Raw genomic sequence first — 17,957 nt, 5'->3', positions numbered from 1 at the left:
GGAGAATCTGGTAAGTTCATCTGGCAATAACGTTGCGCCAGCCTTTCGGTTGACTGGCGCATGGTAATGAAAAAAATCAGTTCGCGTCTTTTTTTTCCTCTATTTTCTCTTCATTTCCGGGCAGAAAATAGTCGCGTGGATTTTCCTTGAAACGTGTCCACAACAGGACAGTCAGTAATCCACCCTGGCCAAAGCTGATGCGGCGTGAACGCAAGGCCACCAGCATGGCCAGACTGAAACTGACACCCAGGTTCACCATGCCTATGGCCATGATGCCAAACAGGGAATACGCAGCCAGTTGCCAGCTCATATTGTGATCAAGGCCAACCAGGGCAAAGGCAAAGTTAGCGCTGGAAAAAGTGATGTGGCGTATATCAATGGGCAAGCCAAAGAAACTGCCCAACTGGCCTATGCTGCCCAGCATGATGCCAAAGAAGAAATTGCCTGCCAGTGCACCCAGGTTGTCGCCTATGTAAGTAGTGACGCGCAAGAGACGCGGCTCTCCCAGCAGGCTTTTCAACCAGCCTAGCTGGCGCAGGCGCTCAGGGATATTGGAATAACTGGCCTTGTTATCGTAGTAGCCAGAAATCAGGCCCGACAAGAACAGGTAGACACCGGCAATGGCTGCATGCGGCAAGGCCAGACTGCCAAAGGGATCTATGTCGTGCAGCAAGTGCTGGGCTTTTTCTGGCGAGACCAGATGCTTGCCTGTGACAGAAACCCAGGCCCAGGCAATGGCATAAGCCGTTGGGATGGCCAGCCCTATATTGCCGACGATGGCGATGAATTGTGAGCGCAGCACCAGTACGATGAGTTCTGCCAGTTCATCGAGTTTTTGTTTGCCACCGTCAATCGCGCGCGCCAGCAAGGCTGCCGTCATGGCCGGTTGTTTGGTGGCAATGGTGAAGTGCAGTACATGCACCAGCATGAAGCCGCCTGAATAGTTCAGGCTGTATAGCACCGCATAACCAAACGGTGCCAGCGCCAGGGTGCCAAACAAGATTTTGATGAGCGCCATGAAGCCGACGATGAAGCCAGCCCCCAGGGCTGAGCGCAACATATCCAGCCATTCTGCACGGTTATTGGTCACATAGTGCTCGCCACTTTTTCCGGCTCTTTCTGTCACTTGCAGGGACAAAAGTTCAGTATTGCTTTGCATCAGATTGCGCAGGCTATGGCGCTGGTTTTCTGCAATAGACAATTCCTTGAATAGCGTGGTGCCGATGGCAGCGGCATGTTCAGTGCTGCGACTGTCGAGCATGTCGAGCAACTGGCGCAGCCGCGCTATGCTTTGTATCAGTTGCAACAGCAAACGGGTCAGGCTGATGGACACACCCTGCAGGGCTGCGGTCTTGCGTATGCGGTTGGTAATGTCTTCGCACTGGGTCAGCAGAACTTCGATATGTTTGCTATCTTCACGTTCCTGGCGTTTGTCTGCCAGCCATTTGCTATAGCAAATGACATAGTCATTGATGGCATCATTCTGGCGCAAGAAGGGAGACTCGAATTTTTCTATATCAGGATAATTGCGCACCAGTTCAGCTTCCAGGCCGATATTGGTGATGCGGTAAGACAGCACCTGTACCGCACTCAGGATTTCACAGGTCAGCGCTGCATAGGTGGTGCGTGGGGCAGGTGAACGAAAGCCTATGGCCTTGAGCAAATCCATCCAGGTCAGGTCTGTCACGCCATTGATCCAGATATGGTCAGTTTTTTTATCAAACAGCTGGCCAAACACATCCTTGATGTAGTCATCATTCATCAGAGGCGGCAAAAATTTATTCAAAAATCTCTGTCTCGCCGCCGACCAGAAACCAATATTCTGGGTGATACCCACATCGGTAAATAAATGCACCAGTTTGCGCGTGGTCAAAACCTGTACCAGATAACAGCGTAGCGACTTGCGCCATGCCGGATTACTTTGCAGTACGAAGCACAGGGCGCGTAAATTGTCGGTGGCCCTGGTGATGTCGTGCGGGCGGTGTGGGCGTATTTCTGCAATCAGGTCTCGCAGGTGCTGGATATCATTGAGTGCAGGATATTCGCCAAGGCGGATCTCAATTTCCGCTAAAACACTGTCTAAGCTCAAGCCTTCCTCCTCAAAATGCGATGAACATAAGCTTTTAACGCAATTCACGGGTTTTGTCATGCGGCTTACACACATATATCTGGATGTAAATGTTGCAGGCGAGCGTTTTTTCAAGGGGAACACTGGCCTAAGCCATTGCATTTGCATGCAAAAAGAGGCAATTTAGTCTAAAGTGTCGGGGCGTTCATAAAAAAGGTTAAGCGTTGGATAATTTATTGTTGGTGCTGGCTGCCCTGTTACTGGTCTTGTTGAATGGCTTTTTCGTGGCGGCAGAATTCGGTCTGGTGAAGTTGCGACAGACCAGGGTGCGCAGTATGGCGAAGACCTCAGGTTTGCGAGGCCGCCTCTTATTCACGGTGCATCAACACCTGGATACCTATTTATCCGCCTGCCAGCTAGGCATCACCCTGGCATCGCTGGGCCTGGGCTGGATAGGTGAGCCTGCCTTTGCCCGTTTGCTGCATCCGCTATTTTCTCTCGTTGGTATCGACTCTGAAGAGTTGATACACGGCATTTCTTTCTTTTTTGCTTTCTTTGTTATTTCCTTCCTGCATATCGTGGTGGGTGAACTGGCCCCCAAATCGATGGCGATACGCATGCCCGAGCGCGTCTCGTTATGGACGGCACCCGCCCTGTATGCGTTTTACTGGGCCATGTATCCTGCCATCTGGTCGTTGAACTGGAGTTCCAACAAGCTCTTGAAATGGATAGGCCTGAGTGCTGGCCATGGTGGCGATGCCCATTATTCTCCAGAAGAACTCAAGCTTATCTTGCGCGGCAGCCATACTGGTGAAAAAGAGACCCGCGATGAATGGAGCATCATGGCCCAGGTGCTGGACTTTGGTGGTCTGGAGATTTCTGACCTGATGCGTCCCATCAACGAAGTTGTAGCCATGTACAAGGGTTCCAGTATTGAAGAAAACATGCAAACCGCAGCGCGCAACCGTTTCAGCCGTTATCCCTATTTTGATGAGGATGAAGAAACCGTGCTCGGCATGTTGCATCTGAAAGACTTGTTCCTGGCAAATCAGGCAGGCAAGCCGCTGGATGACTTGAGCAAGCATTTGCGCCAGGTTGAGTTTGTGCCGCCGACCATGCCCGCATTGGAATTATTCCGTCGCTTCCGTAAAGGTGCACCGCATTTCGCCATTGTCGGTAACCGTGGCAGCAAACCTGTCGGCTTCCTGACGCTGGATAATCTGCTAAGCGCCCTGGTTGGCCAGATACGCGATGAATTCCGTCAAAATGAAAATGACTGGACCCTGCTCGATGATGGCACCTTGATAGGTAAGGGTAGCCTGCCCTTGTTCACCCTTGGCAGCGCGCTGGGCTTTGACGTCGATAGCGATGAGGTAGAGTCGATAGGCGGCCTGATCATGCATAAATTGGGCGATTTGCCGGTAGAAGGGCAAAAGGTTGAATTTGACCGCTTTGATGCTGTCGTCAAGAAAATGAATGGCCCACGTATCATTCTGGTCAGGATACATCCCAAATCCGAGTAGTAAGCAACAAACCATGACAAGTAATCGCTTGTATCAGGGGAAACTTGTTTTAGAATAGTTCTCAAGTCAGCACGCCGTGTGCTGACTGTAGTTGCCCGGTTCTTGAAAGCACGGATGCAATGACTTCGCAGAACAGCTTATCCATCTATGCACGTAGCTTCTGGCTGACGCTAGTGGTGTTTGCTGTGTTTACGCTGGTTTTTGGCTGGTATGTGTATTCAGAAAAACAAGTGGACCGCCGCAATGAGTTGCGCTTTGAATCCCATGCCCTCTCCATGGAGTTACAAGAAAGCTCAGATGACCTGACGCGTATGGTACGCGCTTATGTGGTCACCGCAGATCCAGTCTATAAATCCTATTACCAGCAAATTCTTGATGTACGTAATGGCAAGGCGGCACGAGCTGCCTTGGGCAAAAATTTGTTCTGGGACCTGGTGCCAGCCAGTCTGCCCAGATCTTCAGAAACGGTTGTGCATGCCGGATTACATATCCCACTGATGGACCTCATTCGTAAAACCGGCATTAGCCAGGAGGAATTAGACCTCTTGGAGCGGGCCAAGAAGAATTCAGACGCGCTTACTGCGATAGAGTACCAGGCCATTGCCCTGATAGAAAAGCCTGGCCTGGACGTGAAGGCTGCCAGGGAGCAGGCAAGTCACTTGCTGTATGACGAGCAATATCGCACAGCCAAACTGGCGATCTTACGCCCCATTGCGGAAGCGCGTGACTTGATGGAAAAACGCGGAATCGCGCTGGTAGAACAGGCTGCCCAGTTTGCCATGCGGGTACGAGTACTCTTTATTTTGCTTGGCATCTTGCTGGTGGGCTTGCTGTGGCGCGCTTACCGCTCCCTGAATATGAGCCTGGGGGGCAGCATACGGGAAGTATCCTCTACCCTGATCAATCTCGGCAAGGGCAACTTCGCTAGCCCTGTCAAGGTCAAACCTGGCATGGACGAAAGCATCATGGGCTGGCTGGCCGTCACTCAGGCCAAGCTGGCCGATATCGAAGATCAGCGTCATCAGGCCGCCAAAAAAAGCGAACGTCTAAGCAAGCTTTACAATGCCCTGAGTCAGTGCAATCAATCGATATTACGATTGGAGAACAAGGACGATTTGCTGCCACGAATCTGTGAAGATGCAGTCACCATAGGTGGTTTGAAAATGGCCTGGATAGGCCTGGTAGCGGAGGGAACACAAGTGCTTCAGCCTGTCGCTTCATTTGGAGCTGGTTCCAGTTACCTCGATGGCTTGTATATCTCGGTGAATCCGGCTGATGTCACCGCACGTGGTCCTAGTGCTCATGCATATTTGAATAATCAGCCTTACTGGTGTCAGGATTTTTTACATGATGCGCGTACTGCGCCCTGGCATGAGCGCGGTGCAGCGCAAGGCTGGCGCGCTTCTGCCGCCTTGCCCTTGTTGAAGAATGGCAAGGTGGTTGGAACCTTCAATTTATATGCCGGGCATGAAAACGCATTTGACGAAGCAGCGCAGGATTTGTTGACGGAATTTTCCATTGATGTCAGCCATGTCCTGAATCGTTTCGAACTTGAAGATGCGCGCCTGCACGCCTTGCAAATGGAGGAATTGCGCAGCTTTATGCTGGAGCGGATTACCGCCAGCATCACTCAAAAAGAATTGTTCCTTGATGTCGTTCTCAAGGTCGAGTCGCTATTGCCGGACTGCCTGTGCTCCATCATGATGCTCGACAGGGATGGCAGGCATTTGCGCACTGGAGCTGCCCCCAGTTTGCCTGAAGCTTTTTCCATGGCGATAGAAGGTGTGGTGATCGGTGAGGGCGTAGGATCTTGTGGTAATACCTTGTTTACCGGCGAGCGGACCATTGCCACTGATCTGTCCACCCATGCTTACTGGCATGATTACTGGCGGCTGGCAGAGCAGGCAGGTTTGCGTTCATGCTGGTCCGAACCTATCCGTTCTGCTGAGCGAAAAGTCATCGGTGCATTTGCCATTTACCACCACCAGCCCTCAGTGCCAGACCTGTTTTCTCTGAACTTGCTGGAAATGGCCGCTAACCTGATCGCCATAGGCATGGAGCGCAAACAATCTGAAGAGAATCTGCACAAGCTTTCGCAAGCGGTAGAGCAAAGCTCAAATGCCATCGTCATCACAGATACGGACATAAAGATAGAATACGCGAACGAAGCTTACCTGAAAAATGCAGGCAAACAACTGGCCGAAGTGCTGGGCCATCGGCCTAGCATTATGCGAACCGGTAAAACTTCCCCACAAGTGTATGCGGATATGTGGGCGCAACTGGGCCGGGGTGAAAGCTGGAAAGGCGAATTGATCAATCGCTATGCTGACGGCCTGGAGCATACTGACCTGGCGCATATCTCACCTATCAGGAATGCGCAGGGCGTGGTGACACATTTTCTGTCGATACAGGAAGATATCAGCGATAAAAAACGCACCGAAGAACGCATCAAGTATCTGGCACATTATGATGCATTGACAGGTTTGCCCAACCGTACTTTGCTTGATGAACTGGCCCGCTATGCACTGAGCCTGGCAGAACGCAATCAGGATGCGCTGGCTGTGATTTTTTTTGATCTTGACCACTTCAAGGACATCAATGACACCCTGGGCCATAGCCTGGGAGATGTCTTGCTGGTGGAATTGTCAAGGCGCATGGTTGCCGCCATACGCGAGAACGATACAATTTCGCGCCTGGGTGGTGACGAATTCATTTTGCTTTTGACAGGGGTGGATCAACACACAGTTGAACAAGTCGTGCAAAAACTCATGCAAGTGGTGAATGCCCCTTTTCATCTGGGTGAATATGATTTGAATGTCACTGCATCCATGGGTATTGCGATTTATCCGAATGATGGCAAAGATCTGGAAACCTTGTCGCGCAATGCCGATGCAGCCATGTACCGGGCCAAGCGAGAGGGCAGAAATTCTTATCGCTTCTTCACCCAGGAAATGCAGGAGCGTTCAACCCGTCATCTGGAGTTGGTGAATGCCTTGCGCCAGGCTTTGGAGAAGCAGCAATTTCAGCTGCATTTCCAGCCACAGATTGCCATGCAGACCGGGGCCGTGCTCGGCGCAGAAGCGCTGTTGCGCTGGCAGCATCCGGTGCTTGGGAATGTATCGCCCGCCGAGTTTATTCCGGTGGCAGAAGACAGTGGTTTGATCTTGCCCATAGGTGAATGGGTCTTGCGCACCGCAGTGGCGCAATGGAAGCAGTGGCAGAAAGATGGCTTGCAGAATTTGCTGATTGCAGTGAACCTGTCGGCGGTGCAATTCCGCCACTATGATTTGCCTGCGCTGGTGACCCGCATACTGCAGGAAGCTGATATGCCGCCCGCCTGCCTGGAACTGGAATTGACTGAGGGTGTGGCCATGCATGATCCGCAAGGCGCGATTGCCGTCATGAATAACCTGCACGAACGTGGCATACGCATGTCCATCGATGATTTTGGTACGGGCTATTCTTCACTCAGTTATCTCAAGCAATTCAAGGTCTACAAGCTGAAGATAGACCAGAGTTTTGTGCGAGATATTAACAGTGACCCTGAAGACCGCGCAATTGTCAGTGCAGTCATCAGTATGGCCAAGAGTCTGGGGCTGATGACGATTGCTGAAGGCGTGGAAACGGCAGAGCAGCTTGAGTTTTTGCGGGAACATCATTGTGATGAAGTGCAGGGATATTACTACTCACGTCCTTTGCCTGCCAGCCAGTTTGCAGATTTTGTCAGGAATAGCCTGTGCGTCAACTGACTTATTTCTCGCAACATCAGTCACCAAAACAAATACCTATGTCGCGACCAGTTTGCAGGGTGTCGCTGTCCATCGGCACGGCTTTCATGCGGCCTGCCACTTCTTCCAGTGCCACATAATTCACATTCGGAAAAGCCAGCGCTACCATGATGCCGGAATGACCTTCATCCAGCGCACGCACGGCAGCCGCACCAAAGCGCATGGCAGATAAACGGTCAAATGCAGTTGGACTGCCTCCACGCAATAAATGGCCCAGCACGACAGCACGTGCCTCCTTGCCGGTCAGTAGTTGCAGGTCATGGGCCAATTGCTCTCCCACGCCGCCCAGCCTTTCTACATAGCCACTGCCAGCCGTTGCCTGCACCAGATGCTGGCCACCAACAGGCAATGCCCCTTCGGCTGCCAGCACGATAGAATAATGACGGCCATTGGCATCACGATTGCGTATCATCGCCGCAATTTTTTCTATGTCGTAAGCTATCTCAGGGATGACGATCGCATGCGCATTTGCCGCTATGCCAGAGTGCAGAGCGATCCAGCCAGCATAACGTCCCATGACCTCCACCACCATGATGCGCTGGTGGCTTTCTGCCGTGCTGTGCAGGCGGTCCACACATTCGGTTGCGAAAGAGACCGCAGTATCAAAACCAAAAGTGGTAAAGGTCTTGTCCAGGTCATTGTCTATGGTCTTGGGCACACCCACCACACGCAAGCCTTGCAGATGCAGTGCATTGGCGATGGTCAGCGTGCCGTCGCCACCGATGCAGACCAGGGCGTCAATATCCATTTGCTTCAGGTGTCTGTGGATGTCAGTACTGCGGTCTATTTCCTGCACGCTGCCATCCGGCATGGTAGTGGCAAAGCGCAGGGGATTGCCATGATTGGTGGTGCCCAGTATGGTGCCACCCAGATGTCCTATGCCGCGTACCTGGTCTACCGTCAGGCGCACTACGCCATTGTGAGGATAACGTTCAGGCAGCAAGATGCCATTGAAGCCTTCGCGTATACCATAGCATTCCCAGCCCCGCAGTTCGGCTGCCAATACTACTGAACGTATCACTGCATTCAAACCCGGCGCATCGCCGCCGCCGGTGCTGATGGCAATACGCTTGATTTTATTGCTCATGATCGTGGCCTGCTCAGGGTTATAGTGCGTTCAATGGTATCTTCAGATAACGTATGCCATTGTCCTCTGCTTCGGGTAAGGCACCAGCACGGATATTGACTTGTATGGCGGGTATCAGCAGGTAGGGCATTTCCAGCCCGCTATCGCGCTTCTGGCGCAATGCAACAAAGTCGGCTTCGCTGACGCCATCGCGCACATGGATGTTTTCGGCCTTTTGCCTGGCGACCGTGGTGTGTGTGCAAACCTCACGCCCTGCAGGTGGGTAGTCGTGGCAAAGAAATAGCCTGGTCTCAGGCGGAAAGGACAAGATCTTTTGTATCGAGCCATATAACTGGCTGGCATCACCGCCTGGAAAGTCGCAGCGTGCCGAGCCCACGTCAGGCATGAACAAGGTATCACCAACAAAGATGCAGTCCCCGATCACATATGCCATATCAGCCGGGGTATGTCCAGGCACATACAAGGCCAGTGCTGATAATTTACCGATATCGAATGTTGTATCCGCAGCAAACAAGACATCAAACTGCCTGCCATCGACCGGGAACTCTGCATCCAGGTTGAACAGGCTTTTGAACACCTTTTGTACCTCAGTAATTTTTTCACCGATGGCGATTTGGCCGCCAGCTTTTTCTTGCAGATACCTCGCGCCCGACAGGTGGTCAGCATGCGCATGGGTTTCCAGTAGCCATTGCAGTGTCAGGCCATTGGCAGCTAGAAATTCCAGCACCTGATCGGCAGACCTGGTCGTCGTTCGCCCTGACTTGGGTTCATAATTCAGTACGGGATCTATCACGGCCGCATACCCGCCAGGGGCATCAAACACGATATGGGTAGCCGTGCAGGTTTGCGTATCGAAGTAACTTTGTACGGTAGGTTTCATGATGGACTCGAATAGGCGCTCTACAGAATAATAGCAAAATTGTTGCACATTTTGACATTTGTCATGCTTGAGTGCTATTAACTTGCCTAATCTGTCTCGACGCGTATCCTATCAAGGAATACACTAGCGCATCTTTCTTTATCCATACTGACATGTTCATATCAGCGGCAGAATTCCTGGTGGTGCTCATCGGTGCTTTGGTCGGTCTCATTATGGGCCTGACCGGGGCTGGTGGTGGCATACTGGCAGTGCCTGCGTTGGTGTATACCCAGGGCTTCAGCATGCAACAAGCAATGCCTATGGCCTTGCTGGCCGTCAGCAGTGCCGCCATGATAGGGGCGATTGAAGGTCTGGTACGCAAGCTGGTACGCTACCGCGCTGCCATCCTGATGGCGGTGGCGGGTAGCCTGCCGACCCTGCTGGGCGTGCAAGTTGCCCAGCGCATGTCGCAGCAATGGCTGATGCTGGTGTTTGCGGCCATCCTGGCTGTGGTGGCGGTGCGCCTGATCATGCAACTGCGCTCACCTGACTGTGATGACGACAAGCGTGCTGCCATGGCACGTATCAATAGCAGCACAGGCCGTTTTGACTGGACTTTTAAAACCGGGGCAGTCATCGCCGGTATAGGTGCGATGTCTGGCTTCATGACGGGCTTGCTGGGTGTGGGCGGCGGTTTTGTCATCGTCCCCATGCTCAGGCATTACACCAATGCCAGTATGCATGTAGCGGTCGCCACGTCGCTGCTGGTTGTCAGCATCGTTGGTTCCATGGGAGTTGGATCAGCATTGCTGAGTGGCGTGCATTTGCCGGTGATGCTGTCAGCCATGTTTGTGGCCACTACGATAGCAGGCATGTTGCTGGCCAGGCGCATCGCCTTGCGCCTGCCACCTCAAAAAGTACAGATGATCTTTATTGTTTTGCTGGCGTGTGTTGCAGCCAGCCTGGTATACCGTTCTTTTAATTAAGCGCTGTGCTTGCCATTCAATAAGGCCGCTTGTGATTCAAACTGCCGTGCCACGTTACCACATACCAGATCGCACAGGGCGTAAATCGACTCATCAGCGATATGGTAATAAACCGAAGTGCCTCGCCCTTCGCGTGCCACAAGGCCGTGTTTGGCCAGAGTAGAAAGATGGCGCGAGACGTTGGCTTGCGAGCAGGCGCAACGTTCAGCCAGTTCACCGACATTATGTTCTTTTTCGCGCAGGCAGTTCAGGATACGCAGGCGGGTAGGCTCAGCGAGTGCTGAAAAATAATGGGCGACCTGTATCAGCGCCTGATCAGACAATCCATCCATAGGAATGCAAGTGAGTATTGGGAATGTTTCTATCATACCCTGAGTAGAGAATATTTCGCACGCTTAATTTACTATTTGCGTAATTGCGCAAATAAGAATATTATATGTTCGTGGCTCATGCAAACGATTTTCTCTGAAGTGCCATTTCTTAATCGAGGCTAAGTACATGACTTCCAGACCCTGCGCACCATCAATTAAATTGATAATGAGGCAAATGTTTGCTTTGTTTGCTGTGTTGTTCGCTGTGTTGTTCGCATCGCAAGTTGCGGCTGCCGGTCTTGAGGTAGCTGAGGTCAGGTCCAGTCTTGCTTCCAGCAGTATTACAACTGATGGTGTAGTTGAAGCAGTTCGGCAAACAGTGATCGCGGCTCAGGTATCGGGTGCCATCACCGATTTGCCTGCCAAAGCTGGGGATAACATACAGGCTGGACAAGTACTGACGCGCCTGGATGGTCGCGCCGCTAACCAGCAGGCTCGCGCAAGCCAGGCTCAGGTCGAGGCAGCACGCGCCAGCCTGCAAGTGGCAAGCAAGGATTATGAAAGACAGAAGCAATTGTTTTCTCGCCAGTACATCAGCCAGGCGCAACTTGATCGGGCAGAAGCACAGTTCAAATCCGCCACAGCAGATGCCAATTCTCTCATTGCCCAGGCTGGCGCTGTGCAAACACAATCAGGTTTTTATAACCTCACTGCACCTTACTCAGGCCGCATCGCGGACGTTTATGTCAGCCAGGGGGATATGGTGACGCCAGGAAAAGCATTGATGGCAGTGTTCGACCCCAGTGCCTTGCGCGTGACGACAACGCTGCCAGAAGCCCAGCTTGCCAGACTTGCGCATGATCAGTCAATTACCGTAGAGATACCAGCTTTGCCAACTGCGCAGCGCCTCATCAAGGTAGATAAATTCATCGTCCTGCCAGTGACGGATGCCAGTACGCATACTGTGCAATTACGCCTGGCTTTGCCGTCAGTTAGCGGACTGGCACCTGGTATGTTCGCACGTTTGCAATTCCCGGCGAAAGCTTTGGGTAAAGATGACAATGTGCGCTTGTATGTACCTGCCAAAGCAGTGATCCGCCGAGCGGAATTGTACGCCGTGTATGTCGTCAACCCTCAGGGCAAGCCCATGCTCAGACAGATCAAGCCAGGTCCTGTCTCTGGCAGTGAGCAGGAAGTGCTGGCTGGAGTCTCGGCAGGTGAAAAAGTGCTTGTCAATCCGCTCTCCGCTGCGCAATCGCGCTAAGGATATCTTATGTCTACACAATTGGGATACTCTGGCCGCATCGCACAATATTTTCAAACGGCACAAATAACGCCCTTGCTGGCCCTGGTGGCATTTTTACTTGGCGTGTTTGCCGTCATCGTTACACCACGCGAAGAAGAGCCGCAAATCAATGTGACGATGGCGAATGTATTGATTCCTTTTCCCGGTGCCTCTGTCAAACAGGTAGAACAGCAAGTCGCGATACCGGCTGAGCAAGTCTTGGGGCAAATCGCCAATGTCGAGCACGTGATGTCGGTGTCGCGGCCAGGCATGGCCATCATGACGGTGCAATTTGAAGTTGGGGTGCCACGCACGGAAGCACTGGTGCGTTTGTATGATGTTGTTCACAGCAATCGTGACTGGCTGCCCGCCAAGCTGGGCACACTGGAAGCCATCGTCAAACCCAAAGGCATTGATGACGTACCGATAGTCGCGCTGACATTGTGGAGCAAGAATCCGCAGACCGCAGCCTATGATCTCGAACGCGTGGCCCACAGCATGGAAGCCGAACTTAAACGGGTAAAAGGTACGCGCGAAATCAGTACCACAGGTGGCCCAGGACGCGCTATCAATATTGAACTTGATCCTGCAAAGCTCGCGGCGAATGGCTTGACCGTCACCGATTTGCAAAACAGTCTGCAAGCCGTCAATCTGGGTTTGCCAGTTGGTGAGTTGACCCGTGCCAATCGCAGCATCGCCATTGATGCCGGGCCATTTTTGCAGGATGCAGGTGCTGTGTCTGAAGTGGTGGTTGGTGTCAAGGCAGGCAAGCCCATTTTCATGAGTGATGTTGCCAAAGTAGTCGATGGGGCATTACCAGCCAGCAGTTACGTCTGGCATGGTCAGACAGGTAAGGATGCCGCTGAATATCCAGCCGTCACCATCGCCATCAGTAAGCAGCCAGGACAAAATGCAGTCGCTGTTGCGGATGCCATCCAACAGCGTGTAGCTGAGTTGCGCAATACCTTGATACCCGAGGGTGTTGAAGTCAGCATGACACGCAACTATGGCCAGACTGCCGACGACAAGGCAAAGAAACTTATACAGAAATTATTGTTTGCCACCGCATCCGTAGTGGCACTGGTCTTCATTGCACTGGGGCGGCGCGAAGCAGCGATCGTCGGTACGGCCGTGATACTGACCTTGACCGTAACCCTGTTTGCATCCTGGGCCTGGGGCTTTACCCTGAACCGGGTATCGCTATTCGCCCTGATTTTTTCCATCGGTATCCTGGTCGATGATGCCATCGTCGTCGTCGAAAACATACACCGGCATCAGGCACTCTTCCCGCATAAATCACTGGCAGAAATCATACCCGCTGCGGTCGATGAAGTCGGTGGCCCCACTATCCTGGCGACATTGACCGTGATCGCGGCCCTGTTGCCCATGGCCTTTGTCAGTGGCCTCATGGGGCCGTATATGAGCCCCATTCCCATCAATGCCAGCATGGGTATGCTGTTGTCGCTGGCAATTGCCTTCATCGTCACGCCCTGGCTGGCGCGCATCTGGATGAAGCATGGTGGTGGTGTGCATGAGAGCAAATTGCAGAAAAAACTGGGCAGTATATTTACCAGGATTTTTCGCCCCTTCCTTGATGATCGCAAGGGGCGCAAGAATGGCTGGAAGCTGACACTGGCGATATTTGCACTGATCGCCATGTCGGTACTTTTGCCTGTGCTGGGTTGGGTGCAATTGAAGATGCTGCCGTTTGATAACAAGTCAGAATTCCAGGTGGTCGTCGATATGCCTGCTGGTACTCCGGTGGAGAAAACCGCGGCAGTATTGCGCGAGCTGGGTGCCTATCTATCCAGGGTGCCGGAAGTGGCGGATTACCAGGCATATGCAGGCACGGCCGCACCAATCAATTTCAATGGCCTGGTGCGCCAGTACTATTTGCGCGCTGGCGGTGAGGTCGGTGACTTGCAAGTCAATCTGGTGGACAAGCAGCATCGAAGTGAACAAAGCCATGCCATCGCCAGCCGCTTGCGGCCAGCCTTGCAGGAAATCGGCAAGCGCTATGCTGCCAATGTCAAAGTGGTGGAAGTGCCGCCCGGCCCGCCAGTGATGGCAGCCATCGTGGCTGAAATTTATGGGCCAACCGATGATGGCAGGCAGCAAGCCGCCAAAGTCGTTCGTGCGGTGTTCAACAAGGCTGCGGGTGTGGTGGATATTGATGACAGCAGTATAGTCAATGCTCCTCGCAAAGTCTTGCTGATAGACCAGCGCAAGGCAGCAGCACTGGGCGTCAGCCAGTCCACCATAGTGACGACGCTACGTGCCGGTTTGCATGGCGACACGGCTAGCTATCTGCATGATGAAAGCAAATTTGCGACGGCCATACAATTGCAATTGCCGGTAACTGAACAAGGCAATCTGGATAGCTTGCTGAGCCTGAGTGTCAGGTCAGCCCAGGGGCGACTGGTGCCTGTGCGTGAGCTGGTCAACATCTCTGACACACTGCGCGAGCAACCTGTGTTTCACAAGGATGGTCTGGCCGTCAATTATGTTGTTGCTGACATGGCGGGTGCGATAGACAGCCCGCTCTATGGCATGTTCGCCATGCGTAGTGAGATTGCAAAAATCATCGCACCTGATGGCGGCAAGCTGAATGAATTTTTCATTCATACACCGTCTGATCCGTATCGCGGTTTTAGCCTGAAATGGGATGGCGAATGGAAGATTACCTATGAAACTTTCCGCGACATGGGTGCTGCCTATGGCGTGGGCCTGATTCTGATTTATCTGCTGGTGGTGGCGCAATTTGGTTCTTACCTGACACCCTTGATCATCATGGCACCGATACCTCTGACCATCATCGGTGTCATGCCTGGTCATGCCTTGTTGGGCGCGCAATATACTGCCACCAGTATGATAGGCATGATCGCACTGGCAGGTATCATCGTCAGGAACTCGATTTTGCTGGTGGACTTTATCCATGTGCAGGTCGCTGCGGGCATGGTGTTCAAGGATGCGATAGTCAGCTCGGCTATCACACGTGCACAGCCGATTGCCTTGACCGGTTTTGCTGCCATGCTGGGTGCCTTCTTCATTCTCGATGACCCCATTTTCAATGGACTGGCGATCTCGCTGATCTTCGGTATTTTCGTCTCCACCGTGCTTACCCTGGTGGTGATACCACTGCTGTATTACAGCGCATATAAAAGCCACCCTGATTTTCAACAAGGAGTTTCATCATGACTAGCTGGCAAATCGTACGTATCGTTGCAGGTTGCTTTATCCTGTTAAGTCTGGCGCTGGGGATCCCAGGCAGCCCGCTGTTTCTTAATCAGTGGTGGCTGGCCTTTACTGCGTTTGTGGGGGTTAACCTGTTACAGAGTGGTTTTACCAAATGGTGCTTGATGGAAACCATGATGCGCAAGCTGGGTGCAAGAGCAGGCAACTGAAAAAAGTGCGGCGCTAACCCTCGATCGAAAAATGGATGCGCGAGTTCGGTGACGCCAGTTTGTCGCTTAATCGACGTCCCGGGTCTTTGCGCCTGCCTTGCAATTTACGGGTATTGAGCAAAATGGCTTGCTGTTTTTCGCGGCGGTCAGCGCTGTGCCGCTTGTCTGATTGACGGCGTTCAACTTCTGGCCAGGTCAGTTCTTCGCTGGCGGACTTGCCATCCTGTGCTTGAGCATGAGCGGCAGGGCGGCGATACTGGCTGGTAGCATGCGGCGTTTCGGCGGCTTGCTCAAAGATGCGGAATACTTTTAAGGGAAACATGGCATAAGTGCTGGAAATAAGGCTGTTCGCACTTAGAACGACCAGATTGCCTGAAACTTTAGCTGGCAATCTTGCCGGCTTTTACTAAATACACAATTAAATTTCTCAAGTGAAATGTTTGTGACTATTCAGACCCTTAGCTGAAAAGGTGTAAAATTAGTATCTTTGTCATAGTAATCTTCGTTCTCTTTACGTTTCAGAAAAGCCACTACTTTATAGGTAACTGGTGTCATCACGATTTCCCAACTGGTCTTCAAAATATATTGTGCGACCATGACGGTGATTAACTGGCTGTCTGACCAGACTCCATAAAAAGCAATCACATAAAACAGGCTGGAATCAACAAATTCACCGCAAATGGTTGAACCTATGGTGCGCATCCACAGACGTTTGCCCTGCATCGCCACTTTCATCTTGGCCAGTACATAGCTATTAACAAAGCTGCCACACCAAAATGCAGTGACCGAACCCAGTATGATTCTCGGGGTATTGCCAAACACCGCATTCAGGTGCGTCTGGTATTCAGTATTAAATGGGTCGGCTGCCGGTGTCAGAGCAAGTACGACGATGGACATGAGCGCTGCAAACAACACCGCACCAAAGCCTGCCCAGATCACGCGGCGGTCACGGCCATAGCCATAAACTTCGGTCAGGATATCGCCAAAAATATAAGACACAGGAAAAAACAGCACCCCAGCACCAAAAGTAACTGTCCCCAACAAAGGCAGCGTTACCTGCGCAGCCTTGGCAGCCCCGATCAGGTTAGAGCACAACAAGACGGTGACGAAGGCTGCCATGACAAAGTCGTAATACTTGTAACTGGCAAGTGGGCGTGTCATGTGATTTATCCTGGAATGTCGTTGTATTGTTGTTATGCCGAAAGCAAGATGTGCGTGTCAGTCATATTCAGGCAGCCCGCGCAAACTTGTCAACATTGACCAGGGCTTTTGTTGGAAAATGGACAAAATCAGCAATTTGCTACAATGAGCTCAATTCCGCTTTAAAGTGATTACATGTGCGCAGCCCCCATTACCGTTGATGTTCCAGTTGAACAATTATGCATAGGTTTATATGTGCATCTGGATATTTCTTGGCTGGAACATTCCTTTGCCCTCAATAGTTTCAAGATCAAGAGCCAGGAAGAGATTAATGCCATAAAGCAACTGGGACTGAAAACCATCAGGGTCAGCCCGGCAAAATCCGATAACCGTCCATTGCCGCCGCAACCAAAAACTGCAGGCGCCGTGGAACCTGAACCTGTCATTCAGCACAGTCCCGAAGAACTGGCCCTGATCGCAGAGAAAAAAGCGCGCATTGATCGTCTGGTCAAGGAACGTGATGCCATAGCCCAATGTGAAAAGCAATTGCTCAAAGCTGCCAATACGCTCAAGAATATTACCAAGAATTTATTTTCGCGCCCGCAAGAATCTGTGCGCGAAGCAGAGCAACTGGTGCAGCAAATGCTGGATTCCTTGCTGGTCGATAAAGACATCGCCATTCATCTCATGAACGACAAGATCGTCGGGGAAGAAGCTTATTATCATTCGCTGAATGTCGCTGTACTGACCATGATGCTGGCAAAAGAATTATCTTTCCCAGCAGAAGACATCAGGCAACTGGGCATGGGCTGCATGTTCCACGACATAGGCAAGGTAGAAATTCCTGATCGCATCGTCAACAAGACCTTTGCACTAACCAAGGCTGAGCAAAATCTCATGCAGATGCATAGCCACTATGGCCAGCAGATAGCAGAAAAATTGAACTTGCCCAAGGGCGTGACTGAGATCATCGCCCAACATCACGAAATGGCAGATGGCAGTGGTTACCCACAACAGCTGAAAGCGGAGCGTATTTCGCCGCTGGCACGCGTAGTCGCCATTACCAATACCTATGACAATTTGTGCAATCGCCCCAATCCTGCCGATTCACTCAGCCCCTATGAAGCCATGTCGTATATGTTTGCCCATCAGCGCAAGCAATTCGATGCACCAGCCCTGAACTTGTTCATACGCTGCATGGGCGTCTATCCGCCTGGCACTATCGTCAAACTCAGTGACGGCACCCTGGGCATGGTAGTGGGGGTCAATTCGGGCAAACCCCTGCGCCCCAGCGTATTGATCTATGACCCCAGTGTACCTAAATCCGAGGCCATTATCCTCGACCTGATACATGAACCCATACTCGACATCACCGCCAGCCTCAAGCCCGGCCAACTGACTCCCGAAGTGTACGAGTACCTGAGTCCACGCAAGCGCATGACTTATTTCTTTGATACACAAAAGGCGGATAACCAGCGCAAGCCATGACCACAATACATGGGGATG

General features: G+C 52.0%; 13 protein-coding genes. 7 read left to right on the top strand and 6 right to left on the bottom strand.

The genetic code is table 11. The features are described 5' to 3' along the window. Positions 1–76: 76 nt before the first annotated feature. Positions 77–2,089 carry a site-specific recombinase gene (locus H8L47_RS26085; RefSeq protein ID WP_186956724.1) on the bottom strand — a complete coding sequence of 671 codons (2,013 nt, stop codon included), beginning with the start codon at positions 2,087–2,089 and terminating at the stop codon, positions 77–79. 203 nt (positions 2,090–2,292) lie between these two features. On the opposite strand from H8L47_RS26085, the gene H8L47_RS26080 reads away from it, so the two are divergent. Then, positions 2,293–3,591, top strand: coding sequence for a hemolysin family protein (locus tag H8L47_RS26080; RefSeq protein WP_186956722.1), 1,299 nt, complete (start codon positions 2,293–2,295; stop codon positions 3,589–3,591). 119 nt (positions 3,592–3,710) lie between these two features. Beyond that, a complete protein-coding gene (locus tag H8L47_RS26075) occupies positions 3,711–7,340 on the top strand; it encodes a sensor domain-containing phosphodiesterase (protein ID WP_186956720.1) in 3,630 nt (1,209 codons plus the stop codon). Between the two features lie 16 nt (positions 7,341–7,356). Here H8L47_RS26075 and H8L47_RS26070 read toward each other — a convergent pair whose 3' ends face one another. Both H8L47_RS26070 and H8L47_RS26065 read right to left on the bottom strand, forming a co-directional pair. Further along, on the bottom strand, positions 7,357–8,466 hold the full coding sequence (locus H8L47_RS26070) for a 6-phosphofructokinase (protein WP_186956718.1): 1,110 nt from the start codon (positions 8,464–8,466) through the stop codon (positions 7,357–7,359). A 19-nt stretch (positions 8,467–8,485) separates the two neighbouring features. After that, a complete protein-coding gene (locus H8L47_RS26065) occupies positions 8,486–9,346 on the bottom strand; it encodes an MBL fold metallo-hydrolase (RefSeq protein ID WP_186956716.1) in 861 nt (286 codons plus the stop codon). 152 nt (positions 9,347–9,498) lie between these two features. On the opposite strand from H8L47_RS26065, the gene H8L47_RS26060 reads away from it, so the two are divergent. Further along, on the top strand, positions 9,499–10,311 hold the full coding sequence (locus tag H8L47_RS26060; protein WP_186956714.1) for a sulfite exporter TauE/SafE family protein: 813 nt from the start codon (positions 9,499–9,501) through the stop codon (positions 10,309–10,311). On the opposite strand, the gene H8L47_RS26055 is transcribed toward H8L47_RS26060, so the two are convergent. Next, a complete protein-coding gene (locus tag H8L47_RS26055; protein ID WP_186956712.1) occupies positions 10,308–10,643 on the bottom strand; it encodes an ArsR/SmtB family transcription factor in 336 nt (111 codons plus the stop codon). The genes H8L47_RS26060 and H8L47_RS26055 overlap by 4 nt on opposite strands. A 214-nt stretch (positions 10,644–10,857) precedes the next feature. On the opposite strand from H8L47_RS26055, the gene H8L47_RS26050 reads away from it, so the two are divergent. From H8L47_RS26050 to H8L47_RS26040, 3 genes are read left to right on the top strand one after another with little or no spacing between them, the layout of a single operon-like run. Then, positions 10,858–11,886 carry an efflux RND transporter periplasmic adaptor subunit gene (locus H8L47_RS26050; protein WP_186956710.1) on the top strand — a complete coding sequence of 343 codons (1,029 nt, stop codon included), beginning with the start codon at positions 10,858–10,860 and terminating at the stop codon, positions 11,884–11,886. A 9-nt stretch (positions 11,887–11,895) separates the two neighbouring features. Then, entirely contained in the window at positions 11,896–15,105 is a 3,210-nt protein-coding gene (locus tag H8L47_RS26045; RefSeq protein WP_186956708.1) for an efflux RND transporter permease subunit, read from the top strand. Further along, a complete protein-coding gene (locus H8L47_RS26040) occupies positions 15,102–15,311 on the top strand; it encodes a YgaP family membrane protein (protein WP_186956706.1) in 210 nt (69 codons plus the stop codon). Before H8L47_RS26045 ends, H8L47_RS26040 begins: the two co-directional genes overlap by 4 nt. Before the next feature lie 13 nt (positions 15,312–15,324). Here the strand turns inward: H8L47_RS26040 and H8L47_RS26035 are convergent, their stop codons facing one another. Together H8L47_RS26035 and H8L47_RS26030 are read right to left on the bottom strand one after the other, a co-directional pair. Beyond that, positions 15,325–15,633 carry a hypothetical protein gene (locus H8L47_RS26035; RefSeq protein WP_186956704.1) on the bottom strand — a complete coding sequence of 103 codons (309 nt, stop codon included), beginning with the start codon at positions 15,631–15,633 and terminating at the stop codon, positions 15,325–15,327. A gap of 128 nt (positions 15,634–15,761) precedes the next feature. Continuing rightward, a complete protein-coding gene (locus H8L47_RS26030; protein WP_186956702.1) occupies positions 15,762–16,472 on the bottom strand; it encodes a queuosine precursor transporter in 711 nt (236 codons plus the stop codon). A 174-nt stretch (positions 16,473–16,646) separates the two neighbouring features. Here H8L47_RS26030 and H8L47_RS26025 point away from each other — a divergent pair, with 174 nt between their 5' ends. After that, positions 16,647–17,939, top strand: a complete 1,293-nt coding sequence (locus H8L47_RS26025; RefSeq protein WP_186956700.1) for an HD-GYP domain-containing protein — start codon at positions 16,647–16,649, stop codon at positions 17,937–17,939. The last annotated feature ends 18 nt before the right edge of the window (positions 17,940–17,957 follow it).

Origin of the sequence: Undibacterium umbellatum (assembly GCF_014284125.1) — a bacterium.
Taxonomy (GTDB): Bacteria; Pseudomonadota; Gammaproteobacteria; order Burkholderiales; family Burkholderiaceae_D; genus Undibacterium; species Undibacterium umbellatum.
This window is presented reverse-complemented; position numbering and strand designations above follow the sequence as displayed.